Source organism: Peribacillus sp. FW305-BF15, from assembly GCF_058783805.1.
In genome coordinates, this window is record NZ_JBYSYV010000009.1 from 37,358 (window position 1) to 50,808 (window position 13,451).

A 13,451-nucleotide genomic window follows, 5' to 3' on the forward strand; every position below is an offset into this window, starting at 1 on the left:
AGTTTAAACCAATCTGTCTTTCCCTTCGAACTACTAAGCAGTCATAGAGAACAATATTTACATGGGATAATTGATTCGGATGAGGCTGGATCATATAGAGGACCCTTTACAGCAGGTTTTCTTTATTTGAGGCTGCCTCATTTCTTATTAATAGTTTTAAGTCAGGAAGGTGAGGCTATCATGCATTTGTACGGAACCGGCGGTGTCAATGAACGTGGACATCTGGAGATTGGCGGTGTGGACACGATCGAATTGATCGAACAATTTGGTACACCATTATATGTTTATGATGTAGAGCTAATTCGCGAACGGGCGAGGGGGTTCAAGAGAACTTTTGAGGAATTGGGGGTTACAGCACAAGTTGCTTACGCAAGTAAGGCCTTTTCTTCGATTGCCATGATTCAGTTGGCTGAGCAAGAGGGACTGTCTCTCGATGTTGTCTCAGCGGGGGAATTATATACGGCAATTAAGGCAAATTTCCCAACAGAACGGATTCACTTCCATGGAAATAACAAAAGTGAAGAAGAGCTACATATGGCTTTGGATCATGACATTGGCTGTATAGTAGTCGATAATTTTTCAGAGTTGACGCTGTTGGAAGAAATTTGTACAAACCGTGAACAAAAGGTGAAAATCCTTCTTCGTGTAACACCGGGTATTGAAGCCCATACGCATGATTATATTTTGACAGGGCAAGAAGATTCGAAATTTGGTTTTGATCTTATTAACGGCCAGGCAGAAGCTGCCCTTCGACAAGCGCTTCATAGTGATTTTCTGGAAGTTCTTGGATTACACTGCCATATCGGTTCCCAAATCTTTCAAACGACCGGTTTCCTTCTGGCAGCCCAAAAAATTATCGGCAAGCTGAGTGATTGGCACGATTCGGTAGGGTTTCAACCACAGGTATTGAATCTCGGCGGGGGATTCGGGATTCGGTATACACAAGAGGACGACCCGCTACCGGCGTCTCAATATGTTGAGGAGATCGTTAGGGAAGTGCAGAACCTGATTGCTGATTCTGATTTAGTGATGCCTGAAATCTGGATCGAACCTGGCCGTTCATTGGTCGGAGACGCCGGTGTGACACTGTATAAGGTGGGTTCTGAAAAGGAAGTTCCTAATGTCCGTAAATATATTGCCGTAGATGGGGGCATGAGTGATAATATACGTCCCGCTCTTTACGAAGCTAAATATGATGCCATTCTTGCAAACCGGCCGCTCGACCCTGTGGAAGAGACAGTGTCCATTGCCGGAAAATGCTGTGAAAGCGGAGATATGTTGATTTGGGATTTACCATTGCCGAAAGCCGGCCGCGGTGATGTCTTGGCGGTATTTTGTACAGGGGCATATGGATATTCCATGTCGAATAATTACAATCGCATTCCGAGACCGGCTGTCGTCTTTGCCGAAAAGGGAGAAGCCCGGTTGGTCATCAAACGCGAAACTTACGAAGATCTTATCCATTTGGACTTGGCCCTTCATGAAGCGGCAGTCGTCAATAAAGAATAGAAAAAAGGATGGCATTGGCCATCCTTTCAGTTTGTAAATAAAGGGCTTTGAAAACGTAACTTTGCTCAAATGATGTTCCCGAACCAAATAACCAATAGCAATACCTTCAATTAGAACGGAAGGGGACGAGACTCCTGCGGGAAAAGCGCGTCAAAGGGAGACCCCGCAGGCGCAATAGCGCCGAGGAGGCTTCCCGGACCGCCCGCGGAAAGCGAGTGCCTTCAGTGGAACTCAACGCTCAAATTGTACAGGCATAAAAATAGACAAACTCGATTTTCATCGAGTTTGTCTACGTCTGAAAGGATGGCATTGGCCATCCTTTTTTATTTGAATCAGCTGAAAAGTGATTTGATTGCGTCTATTAAACTACTGAACACTTCTTTCAATTTATCCAGAAATGATTGACCCTCTTCGGATTCAAGAAAATTGGAAAGTTTATCTTTAGCTGCAGTCAGCTGATCACCGACAGCGTTCCAATCAATATTCAATTCTTTTAGCTTATTGAATAAATCAATTAAACTTTGTACTTGATCTTCATTTAAGGCGATTCCAAGGTCTTTTGCTGAAGACTCGACAACCTCGCGGACCTCTTCAGTATTGGCTGGTGGATTTGCAGCCATTTCCTCTTTGATTTTCGTAACAAGTGCAGAGGCTTCTTCCGTACCGATTTCGTCACCCAATTTTGCTGTTTTCACCATTTCCTCATTCGCTGCCTGTTTCACATCTTCAGGAATCTTCTTGTCGGCAGATATTTCATAGGCTTTAATGACTCCTGTCAAAGCCGCTGTACCGGAAACGGGTATGGGTGCGGTGACATAAACGGTAGCATCTTTTACTCCTGCAGTAGCCAGTGCATTGATATACATTTCATCGGAAACCCAGTTAATGTTTTTCGACTCAAGTTTAAGACCGGTACCTTTTTCCTCCAAAGTAATCGCAGAGGATGAAATCGCTTTTGTACCGATTAGACGGCTAGCGATATAGTCTCCTAAGTATTCATGTTCCTCCGCATTTGTAACGGTTAAAACCTCAACATCATTTGGTGCTTTCATTTCTGATAAAATCATACTTTTTTGTTCATTTGTCAAATTCTCACCAAGTGTGACGATCATTTCACCAACAGCTGCATCTGCAAAAGCCTTATATGGCAATAATAGACATAATAAAATGGTTACAATGACCCATTTATTCATTTTTTTCATGATAATCCTCCTTAACTTTCCTGCTGAATTGGGAATCTTTCAATAAAAGGGCGGCACTTTAAATCAGATTCATAGTATTTGACGAAACAAAGGCTAAAAAAGATACATATATTCCTGAAAAAAATTTATAGCCAAATAGCTACGTTCATTTAAACGAAGAAGTTGGGTGTATCTTTGTCTTTTATACCTAAGATGGCACTCTATGAACCTAGATCACTTTACCAATGTAGTAAAATTGAAGCAAGATTGCAAGGATATTTGTCAGATTGTGTTAAGTTATAGTAGAATGAATTCGTTATTTAAATATTTGGACCATTCATAAAGGGAGTATGGGATGAGGAAAAGTAATAAGACTCTTTTACTTATGATGCTTATTATCGCTTTGATATGGGGAATCGTATACTGGCTGTTTATCGCTTAGCACATAGCCCATTGATAAATCAAGTGCTGAAAGTGATGTTGAAACGAACGGGATTTTTATGTATGATGTAAATGTTATATGTGAGGATTATTATTCAAAGCAAATTAATTGGAAACAGGAAGATAATAAAAACGTTATTTAGTAACGAGGGATATTATGTTGATTAAGTATAAGAAAAGTTATGAGAAGTTTGCCATGGGATTATTATCTTTCATGCCAAATGAAAAAGAGATAAAAACGCTTCGGAATACGATGAAGAATTATGAAACGGATGAAAACCTACAGCTGTTCTTATGGAAAGATGAAGAGATTACGGGCCTGATCGGTATAGAAGTCTCTCCAACCCACATTGAGATACAACATATATCTGTAAATCCATCCTTCCGGAAGCAAGGTATCGGTAAAACGATGGTCAGGGCCATCAAGGAGCAATATCCTGACAAAGAATTAAAAGCAAATGAGTTTACGGAAAGCTTTCTTGACAGGTGTGAAGATTTCTGAATATGAAAGCTTGAATGGAGGATCGCCTTTAAGGGCGGTCCTCCATTCTTGTTTTTCGAAGGGATAGCTGTCGAGCCCTTTCTGAAATGACATCCGAACGGTCACGCATTAGGTGCTTATCAACTATCGATGTATTGGTCATGTCGCTATCCGCACCCCATATGGATCCTTCTTGCGAACACATGGATTGGCATTTTTCGATCAGTCTTTGATCCGATATTGGCAGATTGATGCTTTTATATGGCTTTTGTGATAACATTCGCTCATGTGTATCCTCGAGCAATTTGAACAGTCGTTCTGGATCGAGTCCCAACTTCAGGAGCTCGGCCTTTTTTAGGTGGAGATTTGCCAAGGCTTTAGACAGGGTCCTTGCAGCCCCTTTTTTGTTTCCCCTGCGATCATGATACAGGGCAACCGCAATCTGAATGAGCCCGACCCAATGAGAGTCACGCTCTTTTGGTGCGGTTTCCTTCCAATATTCTTCAAGGATTTCATGACATTCGAAGTAATCCCTCGTTCCATGGAAATGGACAAGGAAAGAAAGGTAGTCTTCCGCGTAAGTCAATAGGAGCACCCCTTTGGTTTGATGGAATCAACTAAGTATGGCAAAAAGCCATTTTCTTATAGCTTAACATCCGCTATGTATACTCACTAAGTTTAGCATAGAATTTTTTCCTGGAAAATAAAGAAAGCTGATTGCAAGGCAATCAGCTGATTCATCAGTCTCCCATTAACACCAAGAAGCACCGACGATAACTAATAAAATGAACAATACTACAATAAACGCGAATCCGCCGCCGTTTCCAAAACCACCTGCACCCATAATGAGTACCTCCTTTGTTCTGCTATTCTTACATTTCTAGGTTATGTTGGATTTCAGAATGTGATTGGGCACCGACCCATTTGACGGTAATCCCAAATAAAAACTTTTCTATGGACAGTAAATTATTATTTGGATAAAGGGCGGCAATCCACTATACTTGATTAGTAAAAGAAATAGGTCTATATCGGCCAATTAGATTTAAATGAGGTAATTTAATGGGTTATAACATAAAAATTGACGCTTTCGAAGGTCCGATGGATTTACTCCTGCATTTGATCAATCGCCTGGAAATAGACATCTACGATATTCCGATGGCTGATATTACAGATCAATACCTAGGTTACATCCATACGATGCAGCATCTGGAATTGGATGTGGCCAGCGAATATCTGGTGATGGCTGCAACACTGCTTGCCATCAAGAGTAAAATGCTGCTTCCAAAGCATGAAGATGAGCAAATGATTGATGAAGATGGGGAAATATTTGAGGAAGATCCACGGGATGAGCTTGTGGAAAAACTATTAGAATATAAAAAGTATAAAAATGCAGCCGAAGAATTTAAAGGGATGGAAGAAGAAAGAAGCTTGATGTTCACCAAACCCCCAAGTGATCTATCTGTTTATGTTAAAGAAGCGGAAAGTGATAAACAAGAGTTGAATATAAGTCTATATGATATGTTGGGGGCTCTGCAAAAATTGCTGAGAAGGCAAAAAATTCAAAAGCCGCTTTACACGAAAGTAACGAAACAAGAGATATCGATAGAGAAACGAATGGATGAAATCAAGATGGAGTTACAGTCCATTAAAGGGAAGAAAAGTTTTTTTGAACTGTTTTCGATCCCGGTCAAGGAGCATATCGTCATCACTTTCATGGCGGTGCTGGAACTGATGAAACTTAATGAAATCATCGTTGAACAAGAAGGTAATTTTTCTGAAATCATGATTGCTGCTAAGGAAGGTGTAGAACCAGTTGGAAGTTATTAATTGGAAAGGGATTCTTGAGGCATTATTGTTTGCTGCCGGAGATGAAGGGCTCTCTGTCAAACAAATTGCCTCGGTCCTGGAAATTACGGAATATCAAGCAACGGACATCGTTGAAAGTTTAAAGGAAGAATATGTATCGGATGTACGCGGGATTCAAGTGATCGAAATAGCGGGCGTTTATCAAATGACGACAAAAAAAGAGCACTCGGATTACTTGAAAAGACTAGTCGAAACATCAAGCACTCAAGGCTTATCCCAGGCGGCATTGGAAACACTCGCAATCATTGCTTATAAGCAGCCGATTACTAGAGCTGAAATTGATGAAATACGCGGAGTGAAAACGGAACGCCCCATTCATACACTTGTCACCAAAGTCTTAATTAAAGAGGTCGGACGTGCTGAAGGCTCGGGCCGGGCTTATTTATATGGGACAACAAAAGAGTTTTTGGATTACTTCGGCCTGAATTCCATAGATGAATTACCGCCTCTCGCCGATAATTCGGATGATAGCTTTGAAAGTGGTGAAGCCGATTTGTTTTTTGAAAAATTTCAGCAAACAATCGAATAACATTTTTCTTTGAATTGTGATAATATAGAAAAAAATGAATGCGGGGGGATTGCGGGTGCGAATTGTAGCATGCAATGGATTTGGGCTTGAAAAGGAAAAGTCAAATTCACCTGAGGACTTCTTTAATCGATCCGTTATACAATACATAAAGGATGGAGAAGAAAAGACGCTGAATGTACTGTATCTTCGCTATTTTGATGAGATGGTCACTCTTTGGACCCCATATCCCGCCAACCCCCTATTCAAAAGCCCTAACAGAGATATTTATATGGCTGACATCATCGCCATGGTCTGTCTACTCAAAGACCCCGGCCTGGTTAACCGAAAACGAATATATATAAATGCAGAAAAAGAGCTGGCTGGTTATTTCGAAAATATAGATTTTGAAAAATTGGAGAAAGTGTTTAGATCTATTGACCAAGCTAAACCATATGATATAGAATCACATGTTGACTATTATATTCAATCTTAATCAATTTGAGGAGGGTTCACGGTTGGGGAATACATTGGTAAAATCTCAGCTTGAGGATGTAAAGGGCTTTTTGGAAACGACAGTGGCTCAACTGGAAGAATTTATAAATGAGACGACCTATTCTAAGCTGCAAGAAGAAAAAAGCGGGGATGAAACCTATTATAAAGGAATCCTTTCAAGTTTAAGAAAAATGCTTGTAAGTTGTGAAGAGGGCTTGGAGGCTTGCCAAATCGTTCTGAAAAATGATGTTTTCAATAAAGCTGCAGCTGAAAAGACGCTTTATAGAGTTTATCATCAATGTATCGAAGAATACTTTTCCCCAAAATCAGATCGGTGGTTTGAGGACAGCAGATCTGCCTATACAGGAAAAAACTCGATTAAATTTCACCAAAGTGTACCTGACAGCATAATATCCATTCTGAAGGCCGTGGAAAGTGGATTCCAGACCATGCGTGAGGAATTGGAGTTTTATGAAACGGATTACCGGACGAAAATGTTGCAGTCAAGATAATGAAACAGCAAGGCTTAATAAGCCTTGCTGTTTTTTTTAGCTATAAATGGAATCTCCGCTTAATCGATACATAAAATACTTTGATGATTTATGTGTATGGGAATAGGGGGAGGTTGCAAGATGTCAGAGGTAAAAGATTATGCTAAAGAGGTAAGTGATTGGGTTGATGGAGTGATGGAATATCTTGAGAAGATCGATATCACCGATTCGCCGTTGCTGTCAAATATTGAACGGCTTTCCGGGTTGGCAAAGAATATGGATGAGGAAGAAATGGATTATGAGGATATGGTCCTGATTGAAGAAGAGATGGCTCGGGTCTACGAGGAAATTGAAGAACTCGCTAGAGAATTCAATATACAGGAAAGGCAATCAGTGCCGATTGGGAAGCATACGTTACCGCCGTTACCTTATTCCTATGAAGCGTTGGAACCGACGATCTCAAGGGAAATCATGTATCTGCACCATGATAAGCATCATCAAGCATATGTCGATGGTCTGAATAAAGCGGAATTGATGATGAAAAAAGCGAGAGAAACGAATGATTTTTCCTTGTTGAAACATTGGGAAAAGGAAGCAGCCTTTCATGGATCGGGCCATTATCTCCATACGCTGTTCTGGGAAGTGATGATTCCGGGAGGGGGCGGACAGCCAAGGGGGGATTTACTTAAACAGATTGAGAAGGATTTTGGAAGCTTTGCAGCTTTTAAAAGTCATTTTAGTGAGGCTGCCAAACAAGTAGAAGGTGTTGGCTGGGCGATATTAGTCTGGTCTCCGCGTGCTCGGCGGTTAGAAATACTTCAATCGGAATTGCACATGGTTTTGACCCAATGGGATACCATCCCAATCCTTGTTCTTGATGTATGGGAACATGCTTATTACCTGCAATATAAAAATAATCGGGCAGGCTATGTGGACAAATGGTGGGACGTTGTAAACTGGCCGAAAATAGCCGTAAGGTTCACCGAAGCGAAAAAGCTTATTTGGAAAAAGCAATAACTGATAAAATATAGAAATGTCTTTGGAGAACCAATTACAACTAAACGGGCCGTCAAGGTTCGTTTTTTTTGATTGAAATTTTGAAACAAGAATTTTTTAGGGGAAATATGGGAAAGATATGTAGGAGACCTGAAAATTTTATTAGAAAGCGACTTATGATTCTCATTTGGATATTATAATTAGATTGAAAAGGAGAGGAAATCATCTCACGATATAATGAGCATGTGTCTTATTTGAAACCTAGAAATAATATTGGAAATGTGTTGAAAAAGCTAATTTGAAGTACTATGGGATTTTAAAAATAATTAATTTATATTAATATAAAAACTGTGACCAATTTGTGAACTTAAAAATTATTAAGGTATATTTATTGACTAGTTTCTATTTAATAATTATTATAAACAGGAGCAGATAAAAAAATAGCTATTGGAGGAATTTATTATGTCATTGATCAATAAACAAGTTGAAGATTTTAAAGTACAAGCTTACCATGCAGGAGAATTCAAAGAAGTTACACTTGAAGATGTTAAAGGGAAATGGGCAGTATTCTTTTTCTACCCAGCTGACTTCTCTTTCGTATGTCCAACTGAATTAGCCGATCTTCAAGATAACTATGAAACATTCAAGGAAATTGGTTGTGAAGTTTACTCAGTTTCAACAGATACTCATTTCAGCCACAAAGGATGGGCTGATGCTACTGATACAATCGGTAAAATCCAATATCCAATGTTAGCTGACCCAGCAAACGTTTTATCCCGTCAATTCGGTGTATTGATTGAAGAAGATGGATTGGCTCTACGTGGAACTTTCATTGTAAATCCAGAAGGACAAATTAAAGCATACGAAGTCAATGATTTAGGAATTGGCCGTAATGCAGAAGAACTTGTAAGAAAAGTTCAAGCTGCACAATTCGTAGCGGAACATGGAGATAAAGTTTGCCCTGCAAAATGGACTCCAGGTGAAGCTACTCTTGAACCAAGCCTAGACCTTGTAGGTAAACTTTAATTTTTAATGGGAGGGCCCATTTCTACAGGTAATGGACATACCCAGCATTGATTACGATTACTGGACAAATCGTCCGACATGATACAATGACAAAAGGCACTTACCTAAAATAAGTGCCTTTTGTTTTTCTAAATAATCAGTTTAGCACGTTATAATCATTCAGCAAGGAGCACAAAAGATGAAAAAAATATATGATTTATTAATTATTGGCGGCGGTCCTGCAGGCCTCTCAGCCGGTGTTTATGCAGGAAGAGCGAAGCTAAAGACGATAATTCTTGAAAAAGGCACTGGCGGCGGTCAAGCTGCAACTACGTCGGAAATAGCCAATTATCCTGGTATCCGTCATATATCGGGTCCTAGGTTAGTTGAAGAAATGAAGCTTCAAAACGAAGATTTTGGCGTTGAGTTCGCCAAAGCTGATGTAACGGGTGTGGATTTCTCCGGTGAGGTGAAAGTCGTTAAAACCCTTGGCGGGGACTACCATGCACGCGCCGTCATCATTGCAACGGGTGCTTCTCCAAGAACACTAGGATTTCCAGGTGAAGAGGAATTCACTGGCCGCGGTGTAGCTTATTGTTCAACATGTGATGGTGAATTCTTTGAAGGGTTGGAAGTTTTCGTTATCGGGGCAGGATATGCAGCCGCTGAAGAAGCGATATTCCTGACACGTTTTGCTACAAAAGTCACAATCATCGCCCGTGAATCAAGCTTCTCGTGTGCCCCGTCCATTGTTGATAAAGTAATGGCAAATGATAAGATTGAAGTGAAATTCAATACGGAAATCCTTGGGGTTCATGGAGACGGGATGATTCAAAGTGCACGTTTCATCAATAACGTTACCAAAGAAGAATTTGAATATAAGGCGAAGGAAGAAGACAATACATTTGGCGTATTCGTTTTCATAGGTTACGAGCCGAAAACAGAGATATTCAAGGGCCATATCGAAATGGATGATGCTGGTTACATTTTAACCGATGATGATATGAAGACTAATGTGAATGGTGTCTATGCGGCGGGCGACCTAAGGCCAAAATCCTTGCGCCAGATTATCACAGCTGTATCCGATGGAGCGATTGCAGCAACGGATGCCGGCAAATATATTGAGGAAGAAAAAGATCGCCTGGGAATCAAGGATGAACCTGAAGTTGAAAAACCGGCGAAAAAAGAACAGGCAGCTGTCCCAGCAGGCAAGAGCGCTTTATTAAGTGATGCGTTACGTGGCCAATTAAAGGGAATCTTCGGTAAGATGGAGAGCGACGTTACTATGGTGTCCATTGTCGATGAAAGTTTGCCAAAATCAATAGAATTGCGAGACTTCCTTTTGGATGTTGCGGAATTAGGAGATAAGCTTCATCTTGAGTTATACAACAAAGGGGAAAATGCGGAAATCGAAGAAAAAATCAATGCGGATAAGTTCCCTGTCGTTGCCCTCTTAAATTCAAATGGTGTATACAGTGGCGTCAAATTCCACGGTGTACCAGGCGGCCATGAGTTGAATTCCTTCATTTTGGCCATCTATAACCTGGCTGGACCTGGTCAAGCATTGGATTCAGCCGTATTGAATTCAATCAAGGGAATCAGTAAAAAAGCGAACATTAAGGTCATGGTTTCATTGTCATGTCACTACTGTCCAGACGTTGTTGTGGGTGCGCAGCGCATAGCGATTGAAAACCCTAACGTTGAAGCTGAAATGGTCGATATAAGCAATTTCCAGGAAATCAAGAAGAAATATAAAGTCATGAGCGTGCCGGCCATGATCATCAATGATGAACAAGTGGTATTCGGAGCTAAGAAAATTGATGAAATCGCTGCACTATTAGTGTAATAGAACACTAAATCGATAGGAGTCCCTATCGATTTTTTTTTTGGAAAACTTCCCTTGAAAACAGTGGATAACATCAGGGTTTAGATTCTTTTATTCATAACCCTTGTCCCTTTGCATAAACTTGTACAAAAACAAGTAAAGAGACGAGGGGGCACTCATGCGTTTTCTATATAAAGGGTTATCGAGTTTGTGTATCGTCATTCTCCTGTTGTCTTTTATGGCACCTGTACAAAGCGCCTATGCAAATGTATCCGTAAGTGCCCATAGCGCGATTTTAATGGATGAGGATAGCGGAAGGGTCATTTATGAAGTGAATGCTCATGAAAAGAATCGCATAGCAAGCATTACGAAAATAATGACGGCCATCTTGGCTATTGAATCGGGACAGATGGATGAGACAGTGAGGGTGAGCAGCAATGCCTTCGGGACGGAGGGATCTTCCCTTTACTTAAAAGTAGGAGAAAAAATTAAGCTCGAAGATTTGGTATATGGCTTGATGCTTCGTTCAGGTAATGATGCAGCAGTGGCAATCAGCGAAAAGGTTGGCGGAAGCCTGGATGGATTCGTCTGGATGATGAATCAAAAGGCGGAAGAAATAGGGATGAAGGATACCCATTTTTCAAATCCACATGGTTTGGATAATTCGAAGAACCATTATTCAACCGCCTATGATATGGCCATTCTCACTCGTTATGCCATGCAAAATGAAACGTATGCGAAGATTGCCGGCACAAAGGAACACAGGGCACCTAATTCCACAGAACAATGGGATTATGTATGGAAGAACAAAAATCGCCTACTTACACAATTATATGAGTATTGCACAGGGGGGAAAACAGGGTATACGAAACTAGCAAAACGTACCTTGGTCACGACGGCAACAAAAAACGAGCATGACCTGATTGCTGTGACATTGAATGGTCCGGATGATTGGAATGATCATATTCATATGTACGAATCGGCCTTTAAGGATTATAAGCCAACAGAAATTTTACCCGCAGGCATGGTGGAAAACATGGAAAATAAAATATATAAAGGACATGTCTATATTAAAAATGATTTTTCATACCCACTGACAAACGAAGAGAGAGAATTGGTCAAAGTGAAAATGAAATTGTTGAAGCCCCAGAAGGCTTGGGATGATAAAAGGAAAATCCCGGAAGTTGTCGGCAGAGCATCCATCTATCTTGATGGGAAGAAAATAGGAACTCGGTCAATTTTTTATGGGGAAGCAAAAGAAAGCTTCAAGCAACAATCATTCCAATCTTCATGGGCTGAAGTATTTGAAGCGGTATTGGGAATCGGACGCAATGGTTAATTACATTTGGGTCGGGATGTTCGTGATCGGTATCGTCTTTGGCATGGTTAATGGAACGATGGATCAGGTGAATGAAGCTCTATTTGTCAGCGCAAAGGAAGCGGTCACCCTTTGCCTGGGACTGATGAGCATACTTGTCTTTTGGCTGGGTTTGATGAAAATTGCGGAGGAATCGGGGCTGTTAGATAAACTATCCAACTTGTTCAAGCCGTTCATGAGATGGCTATTCCCTGAAGTGCCTCCTAATCATCCCGCTATGGGGTATATACTTTCCAATATGATGGCAAACACATTCGGGTTGGGGAATGCAGCTACGCCTCTTGGTATAAAAGCCATGGAACAGCTTAAGAAACTAAATGGAGGAAAAGCAACGGTCAGCCGCTCGATGGTCACTTTTTTAGCAATCAATACCTCAAGCGTAACGTTGATTCCAACCACTGTCATTGCGATCCGCATGAACTACGATGCCCACTCCCCGACGGACATCGTATTTCCGACCATAATAGCAACGGCCATTTCCGCCGTTGGAGGAATCGCGATAGATCGATATTTTTATTACAGGAGAAAGAGGAACGGGAGGGAATAAGGATGTTGCACTGGATGACCACCATTTCAATTTGGATGATACCGGTTTTGATCCTCGGAATATTACTGTATGGCACATTGAAAAGAGTTCCCACCTATGAGACCTTCGTTGAGGGGGGGAAAGAAGGAATCAACATGTCCTTTTCCCTTATTCCTTTCCTGGTAGGGATGCTTGTGGCGATTTCGGTATTTAGGGCATCAGGGGCCTTGGATTTCATTGTACAATCACTAAACCCCTTGCTTTCCTTTCTTCATTTTCCGTCTGAGGTTTTACCCCTTGCGATTATTAGACCAATATCCGGAACAGCGGCTTTAGGAATCACCAGCGACCTGATATCGGTTTATGGACCGGATTCCTTTGTTGGCCGCTTGGCTGCCACGATTCAGGGAAGTACGGATACCACCTTCTATGTATTGACCGTTTATTTTGGAGCCGTCGGAATCAAAAAAATGGGTGATGCCCTTAAGGTCGGCCTTTTGGCAGACTTGATCGGAATCATAGCTGCCGTTATTGTCGTCACACTGGTTTTCGGCATGAATTAAAAGGTAGGGAAATGGACGATTCCATTTCTTTTTTTTTGTCTTTTTTCTTAAAAGCAGCCATCCATTATTAAGGTGTATTCAAACTTTCATCAAAAGAAACATTTTTTTGTATGGAAAAATAAGCTATGTTACACTCATTATGGAAACCAACCCATTTAACCGTCCCATTATTGGTGTAATAATAAAAGA

Annotated in this window: 15 protein-coding genes; 12 read left to right on the forward strand and 3 right to left on the reverse strand. The window is 40.9% G+C overall.

The features are described 5' to 3' along the window. Window positions 1-180: 180 nt before the first annotated feature. A complete protein-coding gene (lysA, locus tag AC3WLU_RS11250) occupies window positions 181-1,509 on the forward strand; it encodes a diaminopimelate decarboxylase (RefSeq protein ID WP_492597267.1) in 1,329 nt (442 codons plus the stop codon). 332 nt (window positions 1,510-1,841) lie between these two features. On the opposite strand, the gene AC3WLU_RS11255 is transcribed toward lysA, so the two are convergent. Continuing rightward, entirely contained in the window at window positions 1,842-2,702 is an 861-nt protein-coding gene (locus AC3WLU_RS11255; protein ID WP_057278872.1) for a DUF1002 domain-containing protein, read from the reverse strand. A gap of 586 nt (window positions 2,703-3,288) precedes the next feature. On the opposite strand from AC3WLU_RS11255, the gene AC3WLU_RS11260 reads away from it, so the two are divergent. Further along, window positions 3,289-3,633: a GNAT family N-acetyltransferase gene (locus tag AC3WLU_RS11260; protein ID WP_034308124.1), complete on the forward strand. Its 345-nt coding sequence runs from the start codon at window positions 3,289-3,291 to the stop codon at window positions 3,631-3,633. A 28-nt stretch (window positions 3,634-3,661) separates the two neighbouring features. Here AC3WLU_RS11260 and AC3WLU_RS11265 read toward each other — a convergent pair whose 3' ends face one another. Next, window positions 3,662-4,198, reverse strand: coding sequence for a DUF309 domain-containing protein (locus AC3WLU_RS11265; protein WP_048680145.1), 537 nt, complete (start codon window positions 4,196-4,198; stop codon window positions 3,662-3,664). Between the two features lie 165 nt (window positions 4,199-4,363). Beyond that, on the reverse strand, window positions 4,364-4,456 hold the full coding sequence (locus AC3WLU_RS11270; protein WP_072273196.1) for a YjcZ family sporulation protein: 93 nt from the start codon (window positions 4,454-4,456) through the stop codon (window positions 4,364-4,366). A gap of 215 nt (window positions 4,457-4,671) precedes the next feature. Between AC3WLU_RS11270 and AC3WLU_RS11275 the strand changes: the two genes are divergently transcribed. The 10 genes from AC3WLU_RS11275 (at window position 4,672) to AC3WLU_RS11320 (ending at window position 13,262) form a co-directional block, all read left to right on the forward strand. Continuing rightward, window positions 4,672-5,439 (forward strand): segregation/condensation protein A, encoded by a 768-nt coding sequence (locus AC3WLU_RS11275; RefSeq protein WP_057278754.1) that lies wholly within the window; start codon window positions 4,672-4,674, stop codon window positions 5,437-5,439. Continuing rightward, window positions 5,426-6,007 carry an SMC-Scp complex subunit ScpB gene (gene scpB, locus AC3WLU_RS11280; RefSeq protein WP_034308120.1) on the forward strand — a complete coding sequence of 194 codons (582 nt, stop codon included), beginning with the start codon at window positions 5,426-5,428 and terminating at the stop codon, window positions 6,005-6,007. Before AC3WLU_RS11275 ends, scpB begins: the two co-directional genes overlap by 14 nt. Window positions 6,008-6,062: 55 nt before the next feature. Beyond that, window positions 6,063-6,479, forward strand: a complete 417-nt coding sequence (locus AC3WLU_RS11285; RefSeq protein WP_492597268.1) for a hypothetical protein — start codon at window positions 6,063-6,065, stop codon at window positions 6,477-6,479. A gap of 22 nt (window positions 6,480-6,501) precedes the next feature. After that, complete coding sequence (locus tag AC3WLU_RS11290) at window positions 6,502-6,990, forward strand: YpuI family protein (RefSeq protein WP_492597269.1); 489 nt, start codon at window positions 6,502-6,504, stop codon at window positions 6,988-6,990. A 120-nt stretch (window positions 6,991-7,110) separates the two neighbouring features. Beyond that, the gene (locus AC3WLU_RS11295) at window positions 7,111-7,986 is read left to right on the forward strand and encodes a superoxide dismutase (protein ID WP_492597270.1); all 876 of its coding nucleotides are present in this window, start codon (window positions 7,111-7,113) and stop codon (window positions 7,984-7,986) included. A 441-nt stretch (window positions 7,987-8,427) separates the two neighbouring features. Further along, window positions 8,428-8,991, forward strand: a complete 564-nt coding sequence (gene ahpC / locus AC3WLU_RS11300; protein WP_057217417.1) for an alkyl hydroperoxide reductase subunit C — start codon at window positions 8,428-8,430, stop codon at window positions 8,989-8,991. Window positions 8,992-9,169: 178 nt separating this feature from the next. Then, complete coding sequence (locus AC3WLU_RS11305) at window positions 9,170-10,816, forward strand: FAD-dependent oxidoreductase (RefSeq protein ID WP_106026853.1); 1,647 nt, start codon at window positions 9,170-9,172, stop codon at window positions 10,814-10,816. 157 nt (window positions 10,817-10,973) lie between these two features. After that, complete coding sequence (locus tag AC3WLU_RS11310; RefSeq protein WP_413000863.1) at window positions 10,974-12,134, forward strand: D-alanyl-D-alanine carboxypeptidase family protein; 1,161 nt, start codon at window positions 10,974-10,976, stop codon at window positions 12,132-12,134. Continuing rightward, window positions 12,127-12,720, forward strand: coding sequence for a nucleoside recognition domain-containing protein (locus AC3WLU_RS11315; protein WP_063575727.1), 594 nt, complete (start codon window positions 12,127-12,129; stop codon window positions 12,718-12,720). Before AC3WLU_RS11310 ends, AC3WLU_RS11315 begins: the two co-directional genes overlap by 8 nt. Window positions 12,721-12,734: 14 nt before the next feature. Beyond that, window positions 12,735-13,262: a spore maturation protein gene (locus AC3WLU_RS11320; RefSeq protein WP_307730013.1), complete on the forward strand. Its 528-nt coding sequence runs from the start codon at window positions 12,735-12,737 to the stop codon at window positions 13,260-13,262. Window positions 13,263-13,451: the final 189 nt, after the last annotated feature.